The sequence below is a fragment of the Mesorhizobium calcicola genome, from assembly GCF_042682105.1.
GTDB classification, from domain to species: Bacteria; Pseudomonadota; Alphaproteobacteria; order Rhizobiales; family Rhizobiaceae; genus Mesorhizobium; species Mesorhizobium calcicola.
In genome coordinates this window covers 1-21897 of record NZ_JBHUGY010000009.1, presented here as the reverse complement: position 1 = coordinate 21897, position 21897 = coordinate 1, and the positions used below count along the sequence as shown (strand labels likewise).

The following is a 21897-nucleotide window of genomic DNA, read 5'->3' as shown; positions in this document are numbered from 1 at the left end:
TCAAAATAACGTGTGACTTGACCCAAAGTCATTGCATTGCGCAGATTTGCCGACTAGGAATTTCACGCTGCAACAGCGCCGCTCGTCCGCTGGATGCACAGAGGACGCCGTAGCATTTTGATTTTGCGCATGAACCTTTTCGAAAATCGCATCCGATTTTCAGGTCATTCGCTTTAGACGGAGAAATAGATTGACCGACGATAACGACAGCGCCCGTAAAGACATCGACCTGCTCGAGCTGACCGCTCACATCGTGTCCGCTTATGTCGAGAAGAACCGCTTGCCCGTTTCCGGCCTGGCCGACCTCATCGCCAGCGTCAGCGCTTCAATAAGCGGGCTCGGCCAGCCGGCGGTTCCGGTGGCGGCACCGCTGGTCCCGGCGGTCAACCCCAAGAAATCGGTGACGCCGGACTTCATCATCTGCCTCGAGGACGGCAAGAAGTTCAAATCGCTGAAGCGTCACCTCGGCGTGCATTTCGGCCTGACGCCGGACGCCTACCGCGCCAAATGGGGCCTGGCTGCCGACTATCCGATGGTCGCCCCCAACTATGCCGCCTCGCGCTCGCTGCTGGCGAAGTCGATCGGCCTCGGCCGCAAGGCCGCCCCGAAGCCGGTCACCAAGGGCAGGAAGGCCAAGGTTTCGGCATGAACAATTCAGTCCTGACCCAATAGTTAGGACGACTGGAACAGAAGCCTGCCGGCGAATCCGCCTTGGCAGGCTTCATGTTTTTGTGGCTTGGATGAATCGGACGGATTCTTGGGGGAAGCCATGAACTACACCAGGATGGTGATCGAGAAAGAGGCGCCGGAAGAGTACGGCTACGACCGGATCCGCTACAATCTTTCCGAAAGTTCGATCGCCGACCAGAAACTCTCCGACATCCGCCTGTCCTTGCCCGATCTCACGCTTTTCTACGGCGAGCATCGCGGCGACAAGGAATTGCGTGCGCTGATCGCGGCGCAGGACGCCGGCGTCTCGCCTGACGATGTCCTGGTCACCGCCGGCGCTGCCGGTGCGCTGTTCATCATCTCGACTTCGCTGTTGTCGGCGGACGATCATCTGGTCGTCATCAGGCCCAACTACGCCACCAACATCGAGACACCAAGGGCCATCGGCTGCGCCATCGGCTTTGTCGACCTGGCCTTCGAGGACGGCTTCGCCATCGATGTCGGCCAGGTCGCGGCGGCGATCCAGCCGAACACCCGGCTGATCAGCGTCACCTGCCCGCACAACCCAACCGGCACCATGATGGGCCGAGCAGAACTCGACGCGCTGATCGCGCTCGCCGAAAGCCGCAACTGCCATTTGCTGGTCGACGAAACCTACCGCGACCTCTCCTATGGCAAACGCCTGCCGTCAGCGGCCTCGCTGAGCCCACGGGCGATCAGCGTCTCGTCGCTGTCCAAGGCCTTCGGCATTCCCGGCATCCGCATCGGCTGGCTGATCACCAGGGATGCGGAACTTCAAGAAAAATTCCTCGCCGCCAAGGAGCAGATCGGCATCTGCGGCAGCGTCATCGACGAAGGCATTGCGCGCGGCATGCTGCAGCGCCGGGACGCCTTCCTGGCGGCGCTGCTGCCCGAAATGGCGAAACGCCGCGACATCGTCCAGGCCTGGATCGACCGCGAGCCGCTGGTCGACTGGGTGCGGCCCGAAGGCGGCGTCGTCGGCTTCCCGCGCCTGAATGTCGATCCCGGTTTCGACCTCGACCGGTTCTATGTGAACCTGCTGGAAAACCATGGCGCCTATGTCGGACCCGGCCACTGGTTCGAAATGCCTAAACGCTTCTTCCGCGTCGGCTTCGGCTGGCCGACGGAAGCCGAGCTGAGAGGCGGCCTCGACGCCATCTCCGCGGCGCTGAGAGGGTAGATTTCCCGTGCGGCCGGCCAGCCAAGGCCGGAAATTTCTTGATCCGGTGCCGTTTTTGGCGCACATGCCGCACCGAACTGAGCTGAAATTCCGCCAGCAGGACCAGCGCCCAAAGTGGAAGTGCCCCGCCAGCTGATGCCATCGCAACGGGGCCTCTTGAATCCATGACAGCTGAACAGATATCACCGGACCAGCGCTATGCCGCGTTCCGCCACCGCTCCTTCCTGAGCTATTGGGCGGCGCGTTTCCTCACCACCTTCGCCACCATGATCGTGTCCGTCGCGGTCGGCTGGCAGATGTATGACCTGACACGGAAGCCGCTCGATCTCGGCCTGGTCGGCATCGTCCAGTTCCTGCCGTCGCTGCTGCTGGTGCTGGTCACCGGCGTCGTCGCCGACCGCTTCGGCCGCCGCCTGATCATGGCGCTGGCCGTTGTAGTGGAGGCGGTCTGCGCACTCACGCTGCTGCTTCTGACGCTGCATGGCATCAGCGGACCGCTGCCGATCTTCGCCGTGCTCGCCATGTTCGGCGTCGCCCGCGCCTTCTTCGGCCCGGCCTCGGCCTCGTTGTTCGCCAATCTGGTGCCGCCTGAGGATTTCGCCAACGCCATCGCCTGGAATTCGTCGGCCTGGCAGACGGCGACCATCGTCGGTCCGGTCGCCGGCGGCCTGCTCTACGGCGTGTCGGCGGAGGTGGCTTACGGCACCGCCGCCGTGCTTATGCTTGCGTCCGGGTTGCTGATCTTCACCATCCCGAAGCCTGCGCAACGCACGGAGACCGAAAAGCCGACGCTGCAGAACCTGTTTGGCGGGTTCAGCTACATCTGGAACGAGAAGATCGTGCTCGGCGCCATCTCGCTCGATCTGTTCGCAGTGCTCCTGTCGGGCGCCTCGGCGCTGCTGCCGGTCTACGCGCGCGACATCCTGCAACTCGGCCCCTGGGGCCTCGGCCTGCTGCGTTCGGCGCCGGCCGTCGGCGCTATCTGCGTCGCCATCTGGCTGGCCGGTCATCCGATCCGCAACCACGCCGGCATGATCATGCTTGGCGCCGCCGCGTCGGCGCCTGCACCGTGCTGTTCGGCCTGTCGACCATCACCTGGCTGTCGATTGCAGCGCTCATCCTGCTTGGCGCCACCGACATGTTCAGCGTCTACATCAGGGAGACCTTGATCCAGCTGTGGACGCCCGACCACGTGCGCGGTCGCGTCAACGCCGTCAACCAGGTCTTCGTCGGCGCCTCCAACGAGGTCGGCGAATTCCGCGCCGGCACGATGGCGGCGTTGATCGGCACGGTGCCGGCGGTCGTGGTCGGCGGCGTCGGTGCGATCGCCGTCGCCGGGCTTTGGGTGGTGCTGTTCCCGCAGCTGCGCAAGGTGCGCCATCTCAACGGGCGAAACTGACGCTTATCGCACCACCGGCTTGCCGAAGATGGTGCGCAGGAACTCGTCCAGCCAGCGCTTCAAGTGCATGTCCCAGATCAGCCGGCCGCCGAGATGATCGCGGCCGGGCTGCGCGCCCGGCAATTCGAAGCGCTGCGCGCCGCGCACCACCCAGCGCTGCATCATCACCCTGGTCAGTTCGCCATGGAACTGGATGCCCCAGGCATTGTCGCCATAGCGGAAGGCCTGGTTGGGATAGGTCTCGGCCGTCGCCAGCAGCGTCGCGTCCCTGGGCAGCGAAAAGCCCTCGCGGTGGAATTGATAGACCATCTCCGGCCAGTGCATCAGTTTCTTGCCGGCTTCGGTCGCCTTCAGCGGATACCAGCCGATCTCGACCAGCCCTTCACCGTGACCCTCGACCTTGCCGCCGAGATGGTTGACCAGCATCTGCGCACCAAGGCAGATGCCGAGGAACGGCCGGTTCTCCCTGAGCGGGATTTCCAGCCAGTTGGTCTCGCGGCGGACGAACTCGTCCTCATCATTGGCGCTCATCGGACCGCCGAACACCACGGTGCCGGCGTGGCCGTCCAGCGTTTCCGGCAATGTGTCGCCGAGCGGCGGGCGACGGATGTCGAGCTCGAAACCCTCTTCCAGGAGCATGTGGCCGACGCGTCCGGGGCTCGAACTCTCCTGATGCAGAACGATCAGGATCTTTGGCTTCGAACTCGTTCTGCGCGGCATGGGCAGGCGAAATCCCGTCTATTCGTCGCTCGATGTTCCGGTGGCGCCGGGTGCTTGCGCCGCCGCCTTGCGGCGCGCCTCGACGCGATCGCGGCGTTCGACGCCGATCAGCTCGGCGACGCGCCAGACCGTGTTGTCCTCCAGCTCGTGCAACTCGCCATCGGCATAGACAATCTCCCACATCAGGCCGATGAAGCCCTTGCGTGCGTCGGCGTCGAGGTGGCGCTTCAAGACGCTGGTGAAGGCATAGAGATCGATCGCCTCATTGTCGGCCCGCTCGCCGGCGGCGGCGAGCGCTTCCAGTTCGGCGCCGCCGATCGAGTAGCTCTCGGCCAGCACCGCCTTGAACCGCTCCCACTCGACATCCTGGCGCACGCCATCGGCGTTCATGACGTGATAGAGGAGCGCCGAAGCCGCGATGCGCGGATCGTCGGTGCTGGCACGCGCGCCGGACCCTGTCGGCAAATCCCTGAGAAATGACAGAACGCGTTCAAACATAAGTCCATTCCTTAGAGCATGATGCAGAAAAGTGTGAAGCGGTTTTCTCGGACAAACGGGAACCGTCTGTCCAGACATCATTGAGTTAGAGGGGCCCGACGGCCTGCCAATTCAAAACAGCCGGAACCGGCGCGGCGCCTTCTCCGCTTCCTCGTCCGGATCGACGCCGGGATCGTCCGGCAGCCGCGCATGCTCCCCGGCCGGCTCGACGGCTTCCGCGTCGGTCGGCACCGCGGCGAAGGCAGCCGCCGTGACCGGCCGGACATCATCCTCGTGGCTCTCGGCGTCCTTGCCTGCGGGCACGCCTGGGGCGGTGTCATCGATCGCCTCGACCGGCCTGTCGCTGGCCGGCTTTGCCAGCGCTTCGATGACCGGCACGGCAACGGCCGGGGTATCGTCATCGCTGTCGATCAGCTGGCCGAGCCGCTCCATCGGCGCCCGCCATTCGAAGGCGTCGAGCCGGCCAGTGACCGGCGATACCGGCGCCCAGCGCTCGGAAACGACGCCGTCGGCGACCCAGGCCGGATCGCGCGGTGCCCGCACCGCCCTCGACAGCAGCTGCCGCACCTTGCCCTGGTCGCCCGTCTCGGCCTCCTCGATATCGGCCAAAAGCAGATAGGCGCCCTCGCGGCGGTCCATCCGGATCGCGGCCTCGGCCTCGCGGCGCGCGGTCGAAAAATCCAGAGCGTCGAGTGCCGCGCGCGCCACCGTCATCGATGACTCGGGGTGGTTCTTCTTCATTTCCTGCAGTTTCTTCGCCCGGTTGAGGCGGTCGAGCACCGCGTCGCCCGGCCGTGCATGGGTATAGAGCTCGGCGATCTCCGGATGCGGCTCGGCCCTCCACGCCGCCTCGAGGATTTTGGAGCCCTTGCGCACGTCGTTCTGCTTGAACAGCGCCGCGGCGGCGGCAACGGCCGCAGGTGCGAAGTCCGGCCGCAGCCGGTTGGCCTCGATCGCCGCGGTTCTGGCGGCAGTCGGATCGCTGCCGGCGAGTGCCTGCGCCTTGGCCGTCAGCAGCACGGCGCGGCGGCGGTTGGCCGCGTCGCGCTCGATCTGCCGTGTCGACTTCTGCGCGTCAACGAGTTTCAGCGCCCCGTCCCAGTCGCCGCGCGCGGTCAATTCTTCCAGCGTCGATTCGGCGGCCCAGGCCAGTTGCGGCGCCATCACGGCGGCGCGGCCGGCATAATGCCGGGCGGCATTGCGGTCGCCGAGCCGTTCGGCTTCGAGATAGAGCCCGCGCAGGCCGAGCAGCCGCATTTCGGGGTCGTCGAGCATGCTCTCGAATTTCTGCCGCGCGCCTTCGTGATCACCCTCGAGCAGCGATGCTTGCGCTTCGAGCAGATGGATCAGCGGCTCCTGGTCGGAGCGGATCAGCTTGGCCGCTTCCTTGGTCTTCTTGCGGGCCAGCGCGCCATCACCGGCGCCGGCGGCGATCATGCCGGTCGACAGCGCCTGATAGCCGCGGTCGCGGCGGCGCACTCGGAAATAGCGCGAGATGGTGTAGGGGCTGTTCCACAGCGACTTGACCAGCCACCAGAAGATCATCACCGCCGCGACGACGGCAACGACAGCCACCGCCGCGACCATCAGGCTGACCTGGTACTGGTAGCCGTTGAAGGTGACGACCATGTCGCCCGGCCGGTCGGCCAGCCAGGCAAAGCCCAGCCCGAGCGCGAAAACGACGATGAGGAAGGCCAAGAGGCGGATCATGGTGTTGCCCTCATGCCTTCATCGCGCCGGAGATCAGCGCATCGACCTGGGTTTCGACCTCGATGCGTGCCTTCAGTTTGCCGGCAAAGTCAGCGCCGGCGGCCTTCACGGCTTCGGGCAGCGTGTCAAACTCGCTGAGCGCCTTGGCATAGTCGCCCTGGTTGACCGCCACCTCCATGCGCGCGACGGTTTCCGGTGCACCGGCACCTTCGACGGCGCCGATCGGCCTGACCTTGACCAGCGATTCGGCGCTCGACAAAAGATTCTGCAGGAAGCCGGCATTCTCGTCGACGGGCGTCGCGGCGGCAACCATGGCATTGGCGGCGGCATCCGCTTGCGACGCGATTTCGGCGCGGGTGGGCACGCCCTTTTCGGCATAGGTGCGCAGCGCCGCAAGCTCTGGCGCATTCGGCGAAATCGCGGCAAAGGTCTCGAGTTCGGCCGAAAATGGCGCGCCGCGATCAAGCGCGGACTTGAGCGCCGAGGCGGCGATGGCGAGCGCGATCTTCGGCTGTCCCGCCGCCGCCTCGACCTTGCCGGAAAGCTGCGACACCGACTGCTCGAGTGCGGTGAGCCGGCTATCCTGCGCCGCCGTCGCCTCGCCGGCCGACTTCACCTGCGCATCGAGACCAGCCAGTTTTTCGTTGAGCGGGCCGAGATCGACCGGCGCCGTGCCGCCGGCCTTGCCAAGCGCGGCGACCGCCGTTTCGATCTGCTTGACCTTGTCACCCAAAGCGGCGACCCCGGCATTGTCGCCGGCTCCGCCGGATTCGACCGCCGATTTCAGCGCCGCGACATCCGTCTTGACCTGATCCAGCGCCGACGACAGGCCATCGACCTTGGCCGATGCGTCGGTGCTGCCGCCGGCTTCCTTCAAGCCGGCGATTTCGCTCTTCAGCGCGGCGATCTCGCCGTTGACGCCGTCGAGCGAGACACTGGAACCGGATCCCGGCGCGCCGAGCAGGCCGGCCAATTGCAGGCCACCGGCGCCGACCAGTGCAATGACGCCGCCAATGATGCCGGCGGCGATGCCGTTGAGGCCGCCACGCTTTGCCGGGGGTGTTGGCGCCATTCTTTCGTCCCGCGTCTCGGTGCTTGCCTTGCTCTCGCCGGCTCGGGTGTGCTTGGCCGACGCGTCCTCGAAATTATAGTCGAAGGCTTTGGTTTCGCCTGCCGGCGGATCGGACGGCCTGGGATAGGCAGATTCGGCCTCGCTGCCGCCCTTGGCTGCCGCCGCCGCTGGCTGCTCCGATTCGGCCTGGGCGTCGGCGTGCTCCCAGGGCTCGATATCGGTCTGGTCGGCATGCACCGGTTCTTCGGGAATCTCGGCTTGCGAGGCGGCCTCCACTGGGGCTTCCGCGCCGGTCTGCGGCTTGGCGGCGTCCTCGTCGACGATGCGCGAGACGGCGTCGGGCTCGAGATCGATGGTCACCGGCTCGCGGCGGCCTTTCGAGTGTCGCATCTTCGGCGTCTTGACCATGCCTGGGCTCCGCACAATTCGCTTCGTCTCAACGCCTGGCGGCGCATGATGGTTCAGAAAAGGGTCTAGCACATCACCAAGCGGTGAAAAGGGGCGGTGTGATGACGCGGCTCAGAGCCGCGCCTGCAAAAGTGCCAGCAGCGTTTCCTCATCGGGCTGCGCGGCAGTGCGGATTTTTTCATCGGCGGTATCGTCGAGGGCTGCCGCGATGCGCGCGGAAAGAGCGAAAAACCTTGTTTTTTCAAAAAGTCCTTGCAGAGCGGGCCGCCTGGCCAGGATCTGCATCGCTGCTGCCGCCTTGGCTGAATAAAGCACCACCGCATCGGCGGGCTGGCCGGACAGACGCTCGAGGATGGCTTCGTCCGAATAGCCCACTGCGAGCGTGTCATATGTCTCGACGGCGTCGACCTGAACGCCTGCTGCCCTCAGCCTCTGTTCGAACAGCGCAAACCGCACGCGTCCACAGAGATAGATGATGGTCCTGCCCGGGAGATCGCCAGCAAGACTGTCGGCAAGCGCTTCGGCATTGCCTGGGCCTTCGCTGACCGACAAGAACCCCGCTTTGCGCGCGGCTTCCCCTGTCCTTTTGCCGACGGCATGGCAGGGCAGACCGGCAAGCGGCGCCATGACCTCTTTTGCGGCATGGCGCACGGCGTTGGCGCTGGTGACGGCAACGGCGATGGCAGCGCCTGGAAGCAGTCCGGCATCGACCGGCAAAGCCACCGTTTCGGTCAATGGCAGAAGGATCGGCTGGAACCCTGTCTCCTCAAGCTGCCGCGCCGTGCGCGAGGCGCCCGGTTCCGGTCTCGTCACCAGGACGCGAAGCATGTCAGAGCCAGCCATCGAAGAACTTTTCGCCGGCCTTGGCCCGCACCGTCCGGGCGGCTTCAGCGCCAATGCGGGCGGCATCCTGCGCCGGTCCCTGCAGCTCGACCGTGTGCGACTGCGTGCCGTCGGGCGAGATGATCAGCCCGGCAAAGGAGAGCTTTCCGGCCTCGACCGCTGCGTATCCGGCGATCGGCGTGCGGCAGGAGCCATCGAGCGCCGCCAGGAAGGCACGCTCGCAGGCGAGCGCCTGTCCGGTCGGCGCATCATGGATGGCCGCCAGCATCTTTTCGACATCGCGATCGCCGATGCGGCTTTCGATGCAGATCGCGCCTTGCCCCGGCGCAGGCGGGAAGCCGTCGAGCGGCATCAGGTCGGTGACGACATGGTCGAGCCCGAGCCGCTTCAGCCCGGCATAGGCGAGGATGGTGCCGGCGGCGACCCCTTCGTCGAGCTTGCGTAGGCGCGTCTGCACATTGCCGCGGAACATCACCACGTCGAGATCCGGCCGCATCCGGCGGATCAGCGCCTGTCGCCGCAGTGACGACGAACCGACTTTCGCCCCATGCGGCAGGTCGGCGATGGTCTTCGCCGCCTTGCCGACAAAGGCGTCGCGGGCGTCCTCGCGGGGCAGGAAGGCGCTGAGTTCGAGGCCGTCGGGCAGTTGCGTCGGCATGTCCTTCGACGAATGCACGGCGATGTCGATCCGCCTCGCCAGCAGCGCCTCCTCGATCTCCTTGGTGAACAGGCCCTTGCCGCCGGCTTCCGACAGCGGCCGGTCCTGGATGCGGTCGCCGCTGGTCGAGATGACGACGACCTCGAACGCCTCCGCCGGCATGCCGTGCGCGGCCATCAGCCGCGCCTGCGTTTCATGCGCCTGTGCCAGTGCCAGCGGGCTGCCGCGTGTTCCGATTCTCAAGATTGTTTGCATGGCGTGCGGTCCGTGATAACCCCCGGGGCAGACCGAGGCCTTTCCAGGCTTTCTCCTAATCGGGAAAGCGCTGACAGACAATCTCTGGGGACAGCGACGAATTGATCCGCGTTCTGGGCATTGAGACGAGTTGTGACGAGACCGCCGCCAGCGTCGTGGCGCTGGACGGCGATGCCGCGCCAAGAATCCTGTCCAACATCGTGCTCAGCCAGATCGAGGAGCATGCCGCATTCGGCGGCGTCGTGCCGGAGATCGCCGCGCGCGCCCATGTCGAGGCGCTGGACGGCATCGTCGAGGCAGCCCTTGCCGATTCGGGCACAACACTCGCCGATATCGACGCCATCGCCGCCACCGCCGGCCCCGGCCTCGTCGGCGGGCTCATCGTCGGGCTGATGACGGCCAAGGCGATCGCCGCGGCGGCGAACAAGCCGCTGATCGCCATCAACCACCTCGAAGGCCATGCCTTGACCGCCCGGCTCACCGATGGGCTCGATTTTCCCTATCTGCTGCTGCTGGTCTCCGGCGGCCACACGCAGATCCTGGCCGTGCGCGGCGTCGGCGATTATCAGCGCTGGGCAACCACCATCGACGACGCGCTCGGAGAAGCCTTTGACAAGACAGCGAAGATGCTCGGCCTGCCCTATCCCGGCGGACCGAATGTCGAGAGGGCGGCGCAAATCGGTGACGCGTCGCGCTTTGCCTTTCCGCGTCCGATGAAAGGCTCGGCCCAGCCCGACTTCTCCTTCTCCGGTTTGAAGACCGCCGTGCGCCAGGCGGCGACAGCCATTGCGCCGCTGAGCGAGCAGGATGTCGCCGACATCTGCGCCTCGTTCCAGGCAGCGGTGGCCGATGCGCTGGCCGACCGTGTCGCGCGCGCGCTGGCGCGCTTTCGCGAAACCTTTCCCGGCAGCAAAAATCCGGCGCTGGTGGTTGCCGGCGGCGTCGCCGCCAACCGCACCATCAAGACGACGCTGGAGCGACAGTGCGACGAGGCCGGCTTCACCTTCGTCGCGCCGCCGCTCAAACTGTGCACCGACAATGCGGCGATGATCGCCTGGGCCGGCATCGAACGGTTGCGCGAAGGCATGGCGCAGGAGAACGGCTTCGACTTCGTGCCGCGCTCGCGCTGGCCGCTGGACAGCATTTCGACGCCGATGGTCGGCTCCGGCCGGCGCGGAGCCAAGGCATGACTGATCAAGCCAGAAGCGGCTGGCGGGTCATCGTGCTGGGCGGCGGCGCCTGGGGCACGGCGCTGGCGCTGGCGATGCTGCGCGCCGGCCATTCGGTGCGGTTGTTCGCGCGCGACCCGGAAACCGTCGCCTTTATTCGTGGCGGCGAGAACCCGCGCTATCTGCCCGGCATCGCCATCGCGCCCGGCATCGAGGCGACGAGCGACATCAAGGCAGCACTCGCTGGCGCCGATTGCGTGCTGGCGGTGACGCCGGCGCAATCGCTGCGGGCAACGCTGGGGGTCGCCAAGGCCTATATGCCGGCCGGCATTCCGCTCGTCCTCTGCGCCAAGGGCATCGAGCGCGACACCGGCGCCTTGCTGTCGGCGATCGTCGAGGAGATCCTGCCGCGAAATCCGGTCGCCGCTCTGTCGGGCCCAAGTTTCGCCACCGATGTCGCCCGCGGCCTGCCGACGGCCGTGGTGGTCGCCGCCCGCGACGAGGCATTGGCGGCCGAGCTCGCCGCACGCTTTTCGGCGGAGAACCTGCGCTGCTATTCGAGTGACGACCTCATCGGCGTCGAGATCGGCGGCGCCTTGAAGAACGTCTTCGCCATTGCCGCCGGCGCGGTCACCGGCGCCGGGCTCGGCGCCAGTGCCCAGGCCGCCATGGTGACGCGCGGTTTTGTCGAACTGCGGCGCATCGGTGCCGCCTTCGGCGCCAGGCCGGAAACGCTGATGGGGCTTTCCGGCCTTGGCGACCTGCTGCTCACCTGCTCATCGGCCCAGTCGCGCAACTTCGCCTATGGGCTGGCGCTCGGGCAAGGCAAGCCGCTTGCCGGATTGCCGCTGGCCGAGGGCGTGCCGACGGCGGCGATCGCCGCCCGCATCGCCGCCGAGCGCAACATCGATGCGCCGATCATCGCCGCCGTCGCCGCCATACTGGACGGCACCATCACCATCCGGCAGGCTGTGACGGCCTTGATGACCCGGCCGCTGAAGACCGAAACCAACGATTGATCCCCACACCATTGATCCCACGACCAGGAGAAAGACCATGCTGTTTGCTTTGATCTGCAAGGACAAGCCCGGAAGCCTGCAGGTGCGCCTCGACACGCGGCCCGAGCATATCGCCTTTCTCGAAGGGCTGAATGGCGCCAAGAAGCTGGCTTTCGCCGGTCCGTTCCTCGATGCCGAAGGCAAGCCCAATGGCAGCCTCGTGGTCGTCGAGGCGCCGGACCTGGCCGGGGCACAGGCCTTGTCGGCCGCCGATCCGTACGCCATGGCCGGGCTGTTCGAAAGCGTCGAAATCCGCCAGTGGAACTGGACGTTCAACAAGCCGGCGGCTAGTTAAATCCGGGTCGTTGGCGAGCGAGCGCAAGGAGGAGCAAAAGCATGAACTACTGGCTGTTCAAATCCGAACCCTCGGTCTTCTCCTTCGAGGCGCTGAAGGCGAAGGGCAAGGCCGGCACGCAATGGGATGGCGTGCGCAACTACGCCGCGCGCAACAACATGAAGGCGATGCAGATCGGCGATCTCGGCTTCTTCTACCATTCCAATGAGGGATTGAACGTGGTCGGCATTGCCGAAGTCTGCGCGCTCGCCCATCCCGACACCACCACCGACGATCCGCGCTGGGAATGCGTCGACATCCGCGCTTTCAAGGATGTGCCGAACCCGCCGACGCTGGAAGAGGTCAAGGCCAATCCGAAGCTTGCCGACATGGCGCTGGTGCGGCTCGGGCGGCTTTCCGTGCAGCCGGTGACGCCGGCCGAATGGAAGGAAGTCTGCCGCATGGGCGGCCTGACACCAGCTCCGTGACGGCGCTCACGCCACACAGCGCGAAACAATTCATCCTCGACAACACGGCGCTGATGGCGCCACCGCATGTGCCTGAGATTTTTCTGCGCCTCGCCGATGAAGCGCATGATTTGTGGCAGCGCACGGAAGATGAACTGATCGAGATCGGCCTGCCGCCGCCTTTCTGGGCCTTTGCCTGGGCCGGCGGCCAGGGCCTTGCCCGCTATGTCATCGACAATCCGGCTACGGTGCGGGGAAAGCGCGTGCTCGACTTCGCTTCCGGTTCCGGCCTTGTCGCCATTGCTGCCGCCAAGGCAGGTGCTGCCAGGGTGGTCGCCGCCGACATCGATCCGTTCTGCGCGACGGCGATCCATCTCAATGCGCAAGCCAACGATGTCGGGATCGAGTTCCTCGGCACAGATTGCATCGGCACCGATGCGGGCTGGGACGTGATCCTGGCCGGCGATGTTTTCTACGACAAATCCTTCGCCGACCGGCTGATGCCGTGGTTCAAAACACTGAAGGCGCGCGGCGCCGACATCCTCGTCGGCGATCCCGGCCGGTCGTATATGCCGAAGGCGGGACTGGAGCCGCTCGCGGTCTATGAAGTGGCGGTCACGCGGGCACTTGAGGATTCACTGGTCAAGCGCACCACGGTCTGGAGGCTTGCTTGACGCCATCGCCGAACAGGCGTTCCATCAGATCGGCATCGGAGGGGGGATTCATGGATTTTGAAGCAGTAAACTGGCTGGCGGTGATCGCCGCCGCCGTCGTGGCATGGCTGTTCGGCGCCGCCTGGTACAGGGGCCTGAGCAAGCCGTGGCTGAAGGCCGCCAGGCTCGATCCGGCAACGATGAAAAAATCGCCGCTGCCGTTCGTCATCAGCTTCATCGCCGAACTGGTCATGGCCTACATAATGGCCCTGGTCGTCGGCGCGATGACCGGCGGCGAGCCGACATTGCTCGCCGGACTTGTCTTCGGTTTCGTGCTTTGGCTGGGGTTCGTCGCCACGACACTCTCGGTCAACCATCGCTACCAGAATTTCGGCTGGGACCTGACCCTCATCGACGGCGGCCACTGGCTCGGCGCGCTGCTGATCATCGGCGCGGTGATCGGCTGGTTCGGCGCGGCGGCAGCCTGATTACATGCCGCGTTCGTCAGGTCTGCGTCCTGGCGACTTCCTCAAGAATCCAGTCGCGAAAGGCAACGATGCGCGGATCGTCGGCAGTGCTCTCGGGATAGACTAGGAAATAGGCGAACTCGGCCCCTACCCGCAGGCCGAGCTCGAAAGGCTGGACCAGCCTGCCTTCCGAGAGGTCGTTTGCCACCATGGCGAAATCGGCGAGCGCGACGGCATTGCCCTCGATCGCCGCCTGAACCGCGTCGGTTGAATTTCTGAACACGATGGTCCGGCTGTCGTCGAAATCGTTGATGCCTGCCGCCGCCATCCACATCCGCCAGTTCGGCCATGTCACGCCCTGGCGCGCCCATTCGATATGGGCAAGCGTGTGATTGAAGAGGTCACGCGGCTCGCGCAGAGGCGGACCGGAGGCGAGCAGGCCCGGGCTGCAGACAGGAATGATGACGTTGTCGAACAGCCGATGCGCGCGCAGGCCCGGGTACTTCCCGACGCCGAACCGGATGCCGACATCGACGTCGTCGAGGTCGAAATCCCGTACTTCGTAGGCGATGTCGAACCTGAGCTCGATATTGGGCTGACGCCTGCGAAAATCGTCGACGCGCCGCATCAGCCATTTTGACGCGAACTGCGCGTCGAGCGTTGCCTTCAGCAGTGCCGTGCCGCGCGCCAGCTTGCGCGCCCGCGAGACGGCCCGGCCAAGCAGGTCGAGCGCATCGATCGAGGCCTCGAACAGCACCGTGCCCGCCGCCGTCAGCCGGATGGTGCGGCTGGTGCGCGTGAACAGCACGATGCCCAGCTGGTCCTCGATTTCCTTGATCTGATGGCTGACCGCGGCCGGCGTCAGGCCGAGCTCGTCGGCGGCACGCGTGAAGTTGAGGTGCCGGGCGGCGGCTTCCAGCGTCCTCAGCGCTCGAGTACCAGGCAGCAGGCGGGACATACCATCCTCAAATAAAACTTGACGATCTTGAAAGAACTACTCGTTTCTCATTTAAATTTCAATGAAGCATGATGTGTCCATCGAAACACCATCAAGCCGGATTTGATATCCGGAGGAACTGGAGCACATCATGTCCATCATCGTTTTGAATTCGCCAGCCGCCCGTCCGGCCTGGTTGCTCGCCGTGACCGACTGGCTTCGCCACGCAAGAGTTGCGATCAACTTGCCACGCCAGGATATCGAGGATCTGTCGGATCGCCAGTTGCGCGACATCGGCGCCAGACGCAAGGACATCGCGCGCGCAATGGATCGGGAGATGGGCCGGTTGGGCCTTCTCGACATCGGTTGGCAGCGGCCAAGGCAGGAGGGGAATAGGGGAGTACGGCAGTAGGGCAGTATGTGAATAGGAAAAATCAACGCTGCACCGAGACTTATCCCTACTCCCCTACCTAACCACCTTCATCACCGTCCGATCCGACAGCAGCGGCAGCAACCGCGCCATGGTTTGTGCCGTCACAGCCACGCACCCTTGCGTCGGCGTGAAGCCGGGGCGCGCCAGGTGGAAGAAAATGGCGCTGCCGCGCCCGCGGCGGCGCGGCGACAGGTTCCAGTCGAGCACCAGGCAGGCGTCGTAGAGCCGGTCGGCGCGCCGCATGCGTTCGTGGCTGGCGCCATAGGGGATCTTGACCGGCCTGTTGTAGTTGCGGTCGTCAGGCACTTCGCACCAGCCCAGATCAGGCCCGATCGGCCTCATCGCCAAACGGGTCTTGCGGCCGCTGGAGAACTGATCTCCGCGGAAATAACCCGACAGGATCCGCATGCGGCCAAGCGGCGTGGCGCCGTCGCCTTCGCGCTTGTCGGCCGAGATGCCACCCCGCCCCAGCGCACACGCAAACACCGTTCCGCCGGCCTGCAGCAGGCCCTGGCTTGGATTGCCGGGCCTCGCCCGCACGGTCAGCACGCGCAGCCCTTTTCGCAAAATTGCGCCGGCTGCATTGCGATCGCGTTTTTTCTTGTATGATCGTGCCACGGAACAAATCACTGTGATCGGCTGTTGTGTCGGTCAGCTTCCGCATAAACAGGCAGCGGTCAACTGAATTTTCTTTTCAAAACAACGGATTGATCCATGACTTCACGCACCATTCTTATCGTCGACGACGATGACGACCTGCGCGGCACACTGGTCGAGCAATTGTCCCTCTACGAGGAATTCGACGTGCTGCAGGAATCGACTGCGGCAAAAGGCGTCGCCACGGCACGCGGCGGCCTCATCGATCTGCTCATCATGGATGTCGGCCTTCCCGACATGGACGGCCGCGAAGCGGTGAAGATCCTGCGCAAGGGCGGCTACAAGGCGCCCATCATCATGCTGACCGGCCACGACACCGATTCCGATACTATCCTTGGTCTCGAAGCCGGCGCCAACGACTATGTGACGAAGCCGTTCCGCTTCGCCGTGCTGCTGGCGCGCATCCGTGCGCAATTGCGCCAGCATGAGCAGAGCGAAGACGCCACCTTCTCGGTCGGGCCCTACACCTTCAAGCCCAGCCAGAAACTGCTGATCGACCCGCGCGGCGGCAAGGTGCGGCTGACGGAGAAGGAGGCCTCGATCATCAAATATCTCTATCGCGCCGACCAGAAGGTGGTGACGCGCGACGTGCTGCTCGAGGAAGTGTGGGGCTACAATTCCGGCGTCACCACGCACACGCTGGAAACCCATGTTTACCGGCTGCGCCAGAAGATCGAGCGCGATCCTTCCAATGCGGAAATTCTTGTGACAGAAAGCGGCGGCTACAAGCTGGTTCCTTAAACATTTCATTATCCAATGAGCGATCGGGCGGGGCCGCTTTCGGGTACGATCCAGTTGGAGGGGGTTTGGATCGTACCGCAGGGGAGGGATTGGACTGACCGTTTCGGGGACACCGCTAGATGCCGCTGGATGACGACATCCGCATCCTGTCCGCCGTGAGGCTCTTCGAGGGCTTCACGCAGGAACAGTTGCGCCTGCTCGCCTTCGGCGCCGAGAACACAACACTGCTTGCCAACCACAAGCTTTACCGCGAGGACGACGAGGCCGATTCGGCCTATATCGTGGTCAGCGGGCGCATCGTGCTCTATCGAGAGCAGAATGGCGAACGCATCCCGATCGGCACGGCCGGCCCGGGCACGATCCTGAGCGAACTGGCATTGATCGCCGACAGCAACCGGCTGACCAGCGCGTCGGCCGAAATCGATTCGGAAGTGATCCGGCTCAGCCGCAAGATGTTCCGCCGCATCCTGGAAGAATATCCGGAAATCGCGGTGAACCTGCACCAGCGCATCTCCGAGGAATTCCAGGCGATGATCCGCCGCATCGAGGCACTGGCGCCACGCTTCTCCGGCTAGGGCATGATGCCGAAAAGTGTGAAGCGGTTTTCTGACGACATCATGCTCTGTCTCTTTGAGTTAGAGCCCGGAAGTACGCAGCGGTTTGGCACAGCGCGACGCGTTGGTCGTCCCGCGAGGTTTCGTTGACAGGCAAGAGGTGAAATCCTACAGAACCTCGACGGCGGGCGGAATAGCAGGCATCGCCACCACCAAGCTACTTGGGGGAGTGGGGTATGCTGCCAGCTCGGTACGAGACGATTATTCTGTATTCCCGCAATGACGCGTTCGGCGACGGACTGGTCCGGATCCCGGCTTTGCGCGCCGCCAGAACGGCATTCCCTGATAGTTTTATCGTATACGGAACCAGCGGGGCATCGACCCTTGAACATGTCCTCAATCGCCATGTCGACCATTTGGTCGATGCGATCCATGCACGCACACCCCTGGCGCGTCTGGCGGCCGGCCACCGCAACGGCAAGGGGCGGGTAGCCATCGTCGATTTCCGTATGGTGGCGCCCTGGCTGATTCAGACCTGGGCCTCGCTGGTCGGGCGCGGGATTGCCTATGAAGCGAACTTTCCGGCTTTCGCTCTGTCCTGGCCCCCTGGCCGAAAACCAGAAGCACGCCCCGAACACAATGCATGGCGCTACCACCGCCTTGTCGAGCGTCTTGCGGGGAGGCGGTTGCCTTTCGATCATCGGCTGGAGCCGACCCCGGCCGCGCGGGTGGCCGCGAGGAGCCTCGCGGACGGCAAGCAAGCTCCGTTGATCGTTATCGCGGCACATGGCGATGGCGACAAACGACTGACCGCGGATCAGGTTGTCGCAATATCCGAGAGCATGATCGCCGACGGGGCAAACGTCATCTATGTGAAAACGCCCGGTGATGGCCCTGACGTGGTTGAACTGGTTCGGCGCGTGCCGAAGTTGCAGTCTATCGATTCCGGCACGGTGGAGGATGTCGACGTCAGCGACATTCTGCTGGCGCTCGGAGAGTTTGCCGATCTCTACATTGGCGCCGAAGGCGGTACGGCGCATCTGATGGCCACGGTGATGACGCCGATGGTTATCGTCAGTGGCGGTGCCAACATGAGCCGATGGCGGCCACTTTCGAACAGCGTCGACGTGGTCGAGACACGCCATGCACGCCCAACCGGCGGCCTAGTCGCCAATGTCCGGGCGCCGAAAATCATCGAAGCGGCCCGTAGGATGCTGGCGGCCCGCCGCCGCGACCATCCCCATCTGCTGGATCGCGCTGGCAAGACAGGGTCTGCGCAGCTTCGGGACAACGACATGCACAAGGACAAAGAGCTGAAGCGCGTCGTTTGAATCCGTCTGGTCGCGACGCAGCTAATCGAGATCGAACCGCGCGATGACCGGCACATGGTCTGACGGCCGCTCCCAGCCGCGCGCCGGGCGCAGGATTTCGTAGCCGGCAAAATCCGCCACCAGGTTTGGCGACGACCAGACATGGTCGAGCCGCCGGCCGCGATCGGAGGCTTCCCAGTCCTGTGCGCGGTAACTCCACCAAGTATAAAGCTTCTGCTCATGCGGCACGTTGAGCCGCATCAGGTCGACCCAGTTGCCGGCGAGCCGCATGGCCTCGAAACTTTCCGTCTCGACCGGCGTGTGGCTGACCACGTTGAGCAGCTGCTTGTGCGACCAGACGTCGTGTTCGAGCGGGGCGATGTTGAGGTCCCCGACCAGGACGGAGCCTGACACCTCGTCGTGCTCGGCCCGGATGGCATTCATCTCGGCGACGAAATCGAGCTTGTGCTTGAACTTCCTGTTGATGACAGGGTCCGGTTCGTCACCGCCCGCCGGAACGTAGAAATTGTGCAGCAGGATCGCCTTGCCGCCGGCTCGCACCGTCACCGACAAATGGCGGCTGTCCTCGATCTCGCAGAAGCGGCGCCTCTCGACCACATCGATCGGCCGCCGTGCGACGGTCGCGACGCCGTGATAGCCCTTCTGGCCGTGGAAGGCGATGTGCTCGTAGCCGAGCTTGCGGAATGCCTTTTCGGGAAACAGCTCGTCCGGAACCTTCGTCTCCTGCAGGCAGAGTACATCAGGCGCATGCTCGACAAGCAGGCGCTCGACGATCGGCATGCGCAGGCGGACAGAGTTGATGTTCCAGGTGGCGATGGAAAAGGGCATTCGGCAATCCAGGACAGGGTACAGCCAGCCAGAACCGACGGGCCCTGACGGAGAAGACGCCTTTTGACGGAGTCAGTCCGGGAAACTGCCAGCCGCAAGCCGCAAAGACAAGCCGAGCCGCGAGGCGCGACCCAGTACTTTCCACAGCTATTGAAGCGATTGGCTTAGCGCGACTTGGTGTTGGTGTTGAGTTCGCGATTCGCGGCGTAGTCGATGGCGAAGGTGTCGGCGGCGAAGCTGACGCCTTCCTTGACGTTGAAGATCATCACCGTCGTGTCCTTGCCCTGTGCGTCGGTGATCGTCCACTGGCGCAGCTCGTAGGATTTGGGATCAAACATCATCGTGATCTTCGAATTGCCGAACACCGTTTTGTCGGCGAGCTGGATGGTGGTGAGGTCATCCTCTTGCTTGACGCTTTTGACGCGGTCGCCGGAAAGGTCGATCCTGTCGTCGAGCAGCAGCTTCAGCGGCGTCTTCGACAGCGGATAGAGATCGGACGTGTTGAGCTTCTTGTTCAGGATGACCACCGACTTGCCGTCCGAGATTACCTTGAAGTTCGACGCCCCGTCATAGTTGAAGCGGATCTTGCCCGGCCGTTCGAGGAAGAACTTGCCGCCGGTCTGCTCGCCCTTGGGGCCGAACTGCACGAATTCGCCGCTCATCGATTTGACCGAGGAGAAATGGTCGGCGATCTTCTGTGCGGCAGGCGGCACGGCGGCCTGCGCCGACGCCAGCAGCTGGAAGCCGGGCATGACGTTGAAGGCTGCCGCCCCTGCGAACGCCAGACCAAGGCCGAGCAACTGGCGCCGCGTGGGAGCAAAACTGCTGAGCGCTGAAGGATCGTTTTTCATGTCGGTCACTCTCATCTGATTCCTGAGTTGCTCTCGTGCTTGGACCCCCAGTTGGGCTGAAGTTTGGCAGGCCAGGCGCGCCCTCGGTCGCTTCAACGCCTTGAACGGTTCAAGGTTGCCACTGGAGATGTCACAAGGTCATGGTCAGAACTTGTCCTCATCGGTCGGCACCAGGATCTCGCGCTTGCCGGCATGGTTGGCCGGGCCGACTATCCCTTCCTTCTCCATCTTCTCGATGATCGAGGCGGCGCGGTTGTAGCCGATGCCCAGCCGGCGCTGGATATAGCTCGTGGAAGCCTTGCCGTCGCGCAGCACCACGGAAACCGCCTGATCGTAAGGATCATCGGAATCCTCGAAATTGCTGTTGCCGCCACCACCGCCGGAACCGCCCTTGCCCGACGGCTCGTCATCGTCCTCGCCGTCGTCGTCGGTGATGGCATCGAGATATTCCGGCACGCCCTGCAGTTTCAGATGCGCGACGATCTTCTCGACCTCTTCATCGGCGACGAACGGGCCGTGCACGCGCTGGATACGGCCGCCGCCGGCCATGTAGAGCATGTCGCCCATGCCGAGCAACTGCTCGGCGCCCTGCTCGCCCAGAATGGTGCGGCTGTCGATCTTCGACGTCACCTGGAAGGAGATGCGGGTCGGGAAATTGGCCTTGATGGTGCCGGTGATGACGTCGACCGACGGGCGTTGCGTCGCCATGATGACATGGATGCCGGCAGCGCGCGCCATCTGCGCCAGGCGTTGCACCGCACCCTCGATGTCCTTGCCGGCGACCATCATCAGGTCGGCCATTTCGTCGATGATGACGACGATATAGGGCATCGGCTCGAGATCGAGGTTCTCGGTCTCGTAGATCGCCTCGCCGGTCTGGCGATCGAAGCCGGTCTGCACGGTCCGTGAAATCTTCTCGCCCTTCTTGTCGGCTTGGCTGACGCGGGCATTGAAGCCGTCGATGTTGCGCACGCCGACCTTCGACATTTTGCGGTAGCGGTCCTCCATCTCGCGCACGGTCCATTTCAGCGCCACCACCGCCTTCTTCGGATCGGTGACCACCGGCGTGAGCAGATGCGGGATGCCGTCATAGACCGACAGTTCCAGCATTTTCGGATCGATCATGATCAGCCGGCAATCCTGCGGCGTCAGCCTGTAGAGCAACGACAGGATCATGGTGTTGATGGCGACCGACTTGCCCGAGCCGGTGGTGCCGGCGACCAGCACGTGCGGCATCTTGGCGATGTCGACGATGACCGCCTCGCCATTGATGGTCTTGCCCAGCGCCAGCGCCAGCTTGGCCTTGGTGGTCTCGAAGTCGCGGCTGGCGAGGATTTCTCGCAGATAGACCGTTTCGCGCTTGGCGTTCGGCAGTTCGATGCCGATAGCGTTGCGGCCGGGCACCACGGCGACGCGGCAGGCGATCGCGCTCATCGAGCGGGCGATGTCGTCGGAAAGACCGATGACCCGCGACGACTTGATGCCGGGCGCCGGTTCGAGCTCGTAGAGCGTGACGACCGGACCGGGGCGGACAGCGATGATCTCGCCCTTGACGCCGAAATCCTCCAGCACGCCCTCGAGCAGGCGGGCATTCTGCTCCAGTGCATCCTTGGACAGGCTGGCGTCGCGCACCACGTTCTTTGGTTCGGACAGGAAATGCAGCGACGGCATCTCGAATTTCTCGGAGCCGATCAGCGACGTCTGCGCCTCGCGCTGGACGCGGGCGCCCGGAGCCGGACGCGGCGCCGGCGCCTCGACGCGGGTGGCGGCATCGGAGCGGAACTGCTGGACCCTGGTCGTCGGCGCCGCGCGCCGCTGGCTGGCGGGCTCGAAATCCATGTCGTCGTCGGCTTCGAAGATATCGTCGTCGTCCGGATCGACGGAAACGCTGCGGTCGTTGACCATGGCGGCGAAGAATTCGGGTTCGACGCGGGCGCGGCCATCCTGGCTCATCCGCGATTCGGCGAACTCGGCCGATTCGACCCGTTCGGCGGCGCGGCGCCAGGCGCTGGGGCGCGGCTCCATCTCCGGCTCGTACTCGTCC

At 64.6% G+C, this 21897-nt stretch carries 23 protein-coding genes and 1 pseudogene; 13 read left to right on the top strand and 11 right to left on the bottom strand.

What is annotated here, in order from left to right:
* Window positions 1–190 precede the first annotated feature (190 nt).
* The 3 genes and pseudogenes from ACFSQT_RS04935 to ACFSQT_RS04925 all read left to right on the top strand — a co-directional run bounded on the left by ACFSQT_RS04935 (window position 191) and on the right by ACFSQT_RS04925 (window position 3269).
* Window positions 191–649: a Ros/MucR family transcriptional regulator gene (locus tag ACFSQT_RS04935; protein ID WP_379017221.1), complete on the top strand. Its 459-nt coding sequence runs from the start codon at window positions 191–193 to the stop codon at window positions 647–649.
* A 120-nt stretch (window positions 650–769) separates the two neighbouring features.
* Complete coding sequence (locus ACFSQT_RS04930; RefSeq protein WP_379017220.1) at window positions 770–1870, top strand: aminotransferase class I/II-fold pyridoxal phosphate-dependent enzyme; 1101 nt, start codon at window positions 770–772, stop codon at window positions 1868–1870.
* A 164-nt stretch (window positions 1871–2034) separates the two neighbouring features.
* A pseudogene (locus tag ACFSQT_RS04925) lies at window positions 2035–3269 on the top strand (MFS transporter).
* 3 nt (window positions 3270–3272) lie between these two features.
* Here the strand turns inward: ACFSQT_RS04925 and ACFSQT_RS04920 are convergent.
* The 6 genes from ACFSQT_RS04920 to hemC all read right to left on the bottom strand — a co-directional run bounded on the left by ACFSQT_RS04920 (window position 3273) and on the right by hemC (window position 9433).
* Entirely contained in the window at window positions 3273–3989 is a 717-nt protein-coding gene (locus tag ACFSQT_RS04920) for a glutamine amidotransferase (RefSeq protein ID WP_379017218.1), read from the bottom strand.
* A gap of 18 nt (window positions 3990–4007) precedes the next feature.
* Window positions 4008–4487, bottom strand: coding sequence for a tellurite resistance TerB family protein (locus ACFSQT_RS04915; RefSeq protein WP_379017217.1), 480 nt, complete (start codon window positions 4485–4487; stop codon window positions 4008–4010).
* A 111-nt stretch (window positions 4488–4598) separates the two neighbouring features.
* Window positions 4599–6197, bottom strand: a complete 1599-nt coding sequence (locus tag ACFSQT_RS04910) for a heme biosynthesis protein HemY (protein WP_379017215.1) — start codon at window positions 6195–6197, stop codon at window positions 4599–4601.
* A gap of 10 nt (window positions 6198–6207) precedes the next feature.
* On the bottom strand, window positions 6208–7677 hold the full coding sequence (locus ACFSQT_RS04905; protein WP_379017214.1) for a COG4223 family protein: 1470 nt from the start codon (window positions 7675–7677) through the stop codon (window positions 6208–6210).
* A gap of 111 nt (window positions 7678–7788) precedes the next feature.
* Window positions 7789–8505, bottom strand: a complete 717-nt coding sequence (locus tag ACFSQT_RS04900) for a uroporphyrinogen-III synthase (RefSeq protein ID WP_379017213.1) — start codon at window positions 8503–8505, stop codon at window positions 7789–7791.
* A gap of 1 nt (window position 8506) precedes the next feature.
* The gene (gene hemC / locus ACFSQT_RS04895) at window positions 8507–9433 is read right to left on the bottom strand and encodes a hydroxymethylbilane synthase (RefSeq protein ID WP_379017212.1); all 927 of its coding nucleotides are present in this window, start codon (window positions 9431–9433) and stop codon (window positions 8507–8509) included.
* A gap of 101 nt (window positions 9434–9534) precedes the next feature.
* Here hemC and tsaD point away from each other — a divergent pair, with 101 nt between their 5' ends.
* Genes tsaD through ACFSQT_RS04865 form a run of 6 tightly spaced genes read left to right on the top strand, consistent with a single transcriptional unit; the run spans window position 9535 to window position 13542 of the window.
* The gene (gene tsaD, locus ACFSQT_RS04890) at window positions 9535–10623 is read left to right on the top strand and encodes a tRNA (adenosine(37)-N6)-threonylcarbamoyltransferase complex transferase subunit TsaD (protein ID WP_379017211.1); all 1089 of its coding nucleotides are present in this window, start codon (window positions 9535–9537) and stop codon (window positions 10621–10623) included.
* Window positions 10620–11621, top strand: a complete 1002-nt coding sequence (locus ACFSQT_RS04885; RefSeq protein WP_379017210.1) for an NAD(P)H-dependent glycerol-3-phosphate dehydrogenase — start codon at window positions 10620–10622, stop codon at window positions 11619–11621. The genes tsaD and ACFSQT_RS04885 overlap by 4 nt, the downstream gene beginning before the upstream one ends.
* A 37-nt stretch (window positions 11622–11658) precedes the next feature.
* Window positions 11659–11955, top strand: coding sequence for a YciI-like protein (locus ACFSQT_RS04880; protein ID WP_379017209.1), 297 nt, complete (start codon window positions 11659–11661; stop codon window positions 11953–11955).
* A 41-nt stretch (window positions 11956–11996) separates the two neighbouring features.
* On the top strand, window positions 11997–12422 hold the full coding sequence (locus ACFSQT_RS04875) for an EVE domain-containing protein (protein WP_379017207.1): 426 nt from the start codon (window positions 11997–11999) through the stop codon (window positions 12420–12422).
* Between the two features lie 53 nt (window positions 12423–12475).
* Complete coding sequence (locus tag ACFSQT_RS04870) at window positions 12476–13075, top strand: class I SAM-dependent methyltransferase (RefSeq protein WP_379017351.1); 600 nt, start codon at window positions 12476–12478, stop codon at window positions 13073–13075.
* A gap of 50 nt (window positions 13076–13125) precedes the next feature.
* Complete coding sequence (locus ACFSQT_RS04865; RefSeq protein ID WP_379017206.1) at window positions 13126–13542, top strand: DUF1761 domain-containing protein; 417 nt, start codon at window positions 13126–13128, stop codon at window positions 13540–13542.
* 16 nt (window positions 13543–13558) lie between these two features.
* Here the strand turns inward: ACFSQT_RS04865 and gcvA are convergent, their stop codons facing one another.
* A complete protein-coding gene (gene gcvA / locus ACFSQT_RS04860) occupies window positions 13559–14479 on the bottom strand; it encodes a transcriptional regulator GcvA (protein WP_379017205.1) in 921 nt (306 codons plus the stop codon).
* 130 nt (window positions 14480–14609) lie between these two features.
* Between gcvA and ACFSQT_RS04855 the strand changes: the two genes are divergently transcribed.
* The gene (locus ACFSQT_RS04855; RefSeq protein ID WP_379017204.1) at window positions 14610–14870 is read left to right on the top strand and encodes a hypothetical protein; all 261 of its coding nucleotides are present in this window, start codon (window positions 14610–14612) and stop codon (window positions 14868–14870) included.
* Window positions 14871–14924: 54 nt separating this feature from the next.
* Here ACFSQT_RS04855 and ACFSQT_RS04850 read toward each other — a convergent pair whose 3' ends face one another.
* On the bottom strand, window positions 14925–15461 hold the full coding sequence (locus ACFSQT_RS04850; RefSeq protein ID WP_379017349.1) for a L,D-transpeptidase family protein: 537 nt from the start codon (window positions 15459–15461) through the stop codon (window positions 14925–14927).
* 144 nt (window positions 15462–15605) lie between these two features.
* Between ACFSQT_RS04850 and ACFSQT_RS04845 the strand changes: the two genes are divergently transcribed.
* From ACFSQT_RS04845 to ACFSQT_RS04835, 3 genes are all read left to right on the top strand, one after another.
* On the top strand, window positions 15606–16289 hold the full coding sequence (locus ACFSQT_RS04845; RefSeq protein ID WP_023760937.1) for a response regulator transcription factor: 684 nt from the start codon (window positions 15606–15608) through the stop codon (window positions 16287–16289).
* A 119-nt stretch (window positions 16290–16408) separates the two neighbouring features.
* A complete protein-coding gene (locus ACFSQT_RS04840; RefSeq protein WP_379017203.1) occupies window positions 16409–16864 on the top strand; it encodes a Crp/Fnr family transcriptional regulator in 456 nt (151 codons plus the stop codon).
* Between the two features lie 215 nt (window positions 16865–17079).
* On the top strand, window positions 17080–18174 hold the full coding sequence (locus ACFSQT_RS04835; RefSeq protein WP_379017202.1) for a glycosyltransferase family 9 protein: 1095 nt from the start codon (window positions 17080–17082) through the stop codon (window positions 18172–18174).
* 21 nt (window positions 18175–18195) lie between these two features.
* Here ACFSQT_RS04835 and ACFSQT_RS04830 read toward each other — a convergent pair whose 3' ends face one another.
* The 3 genes from ACFSQT_RS04830 to ACFSQT_RS04820 form a co-directional block, all read right to left on the bottom strand.
* Window positions 18196–19002 (bottom strand): exodeoxyribonuclease III, encoded by an 807-nt coding sequence (locus ACFSQT_RS04830; protein WP_379017201.1) that lies wholly within the window; start codon window positions 19000–19002, stop codon window positions 18196–18198.
* 164 nt (window positions 19003–19166) lie between these two features.
* Window positions 19167–19853, bottom strand: a complete 687-nt coding sequence (locus tag ACFSQT_RS04825) for an outer membrane lipoprotein carrier protein LolA (protein ID WP_379017347.1) — start codon at window positions 19851–19853, stop codon at window positions 19167–19169.
* A 144-nt stretch (window positions 19854–19997) separates the two neighbouring features.
* Window positions 19998–21897: DNA translocase FtsK (locus ACFSQT_RS04820; RefSeq protein WP_379017200.1), on the bottom strand; the 1900-nt coding region annotated here is incomplete at its 5' end.

Bases quoted from the DNA above. Each gene is read 5' to 3' on its own strand.
- ACFSQT_RS04915 (WP_379017217.1), bottom strand. From the start codon at position 4,487: ATGTTTGAACGCGTTCTGTCATTTCTCAGGGATTTGCCGACAGGGTCC.
- gcvA (WP_379017205.1), bottom strand. From the start codon at position 14,479: ATGTCCCGCCTGCTGCCTGGTACTCGAGCGCTGAGGACGCTGGAAGCC.
- ACFSQT_RS04875 (WP_379017207.1), top strand. From the start codon at position 11,997: ATGAACTACTGGCTGTTCAAATCCGAACCCTCGGTCTTCTCCTTCGAG.
- ACFSQT_RS04880 (WP_379017209.1), top strand. From the start codon at position 11,659: ATGCTGTTTGCTTTGATCTGCAAGGACAAGCCCGGAAGCCTGCAGGTG.
- ACFSQT_RS04905 (WP_379017214.1), bottom strand. From the start codon at position 7,677: ATGGTCAAGACGCCGAAGATGCGACACTCGAAAGGCCGCCGCGAGCCG.
- ACFSQT_RS04870 (WP_379017351.1), top strand. From the start codon at position 12,476: ATGGCGCCACCGCATGTGCCTGAGATTTTTCTGCGCCTCGCCGATGAA.
- ACFSQT_RS04840 (WP_379017203.1), top strand. From the start codon at position 16,409: ATGCCGCTGGATGACGACATCCGCATCCTGTCCGCCGTGAGGCTCTTC.
- ACFSQT_RS04885 (WP_379017210.1), top strand. From the start codon at position 10,620: ATGACTGATCAAGCCAGAAGCGGCTGGCGGGTCATCGTGCTGGGCGGC.
- ACFSQT_RS04855 (WP_379017204.1), top strand. From the start codon at position 14,610: ATGTCCATCATCGTTTTGAATTCGCCAGCCGCCCGTCCGGCCTGGTTG.
- ACFSQT_RS04835 (WP_379017202.1), top strand. From the start codon at position 17,080: ATGCTGCCAGCTCGGTACGAGACGATTATTCTGTATTCCCGCAATGAC.
- ACFSQT_RS04830 (WP_379017201.1), bottom strand. From the start codon at position 19,002: ATGCCCTTTTCCATCGCCACCTGGAACATCAACTCTGTCCGCCTGCGC.
- ACFSQT_RS04910 (WP_379017215.1), bottom strand. From the start codon at position 6,197: ATGATCCGCCTCTTGGCCTTCCTCATCGTCGTTTTCGCGCTCGGGCTG.
- ACFSQT_RS04930 (WP_379017220.1), top strand. From the start codon at position 770: ATGAACTACACCAGGATGGTGATCGAGAAAGAGGCGCCGGAAGAGTAC.
- ACFSQT_RS04920 (WP_379017218.1), bottom strand. From the start codon at position 3,989: ATGCCGCGCAGAACGAGTTCGAAGCCAAAGATCCTGATCGTTCTGCAT.
- ACFSQT_RS04825 (WP_379017347.1), bottom strand. From the start codon at position 19,853: ATGAAAAACGATCCTTCAGCGCTCAGCAGTTTTGCTCCCACGCGGCGC.
- ACFSQT_RS04900 (WP_379017213.1), bottom strand. From the start codon at position 8,505: ATGCTTCGCGTCCTGGTGACGAGACCGGAACCGGGCGCCTCGCGCACG.
- hemC (WP_379017212.1), bottom strand. From the start codon at position 9,433: ATGCAAACAATCTTGAGAATCGGAACACGCGGCAGCCCGCTGGCACTG.
- ACFSQT_RS04865 (WP_379017206.1), top strand. From the start codon at position 13,126: ATGGATTTTGAAGCAGTAAACTGGCTGGCGGTGATCGCCGCCGCCGTC.
- ACFSQT_RS04845 (WP_023760937.1), top strand. From the start codon at position 15,606: ATGACTTCACGCACCATTCTTATCGTCGACGACGATGACGACCTGCGC.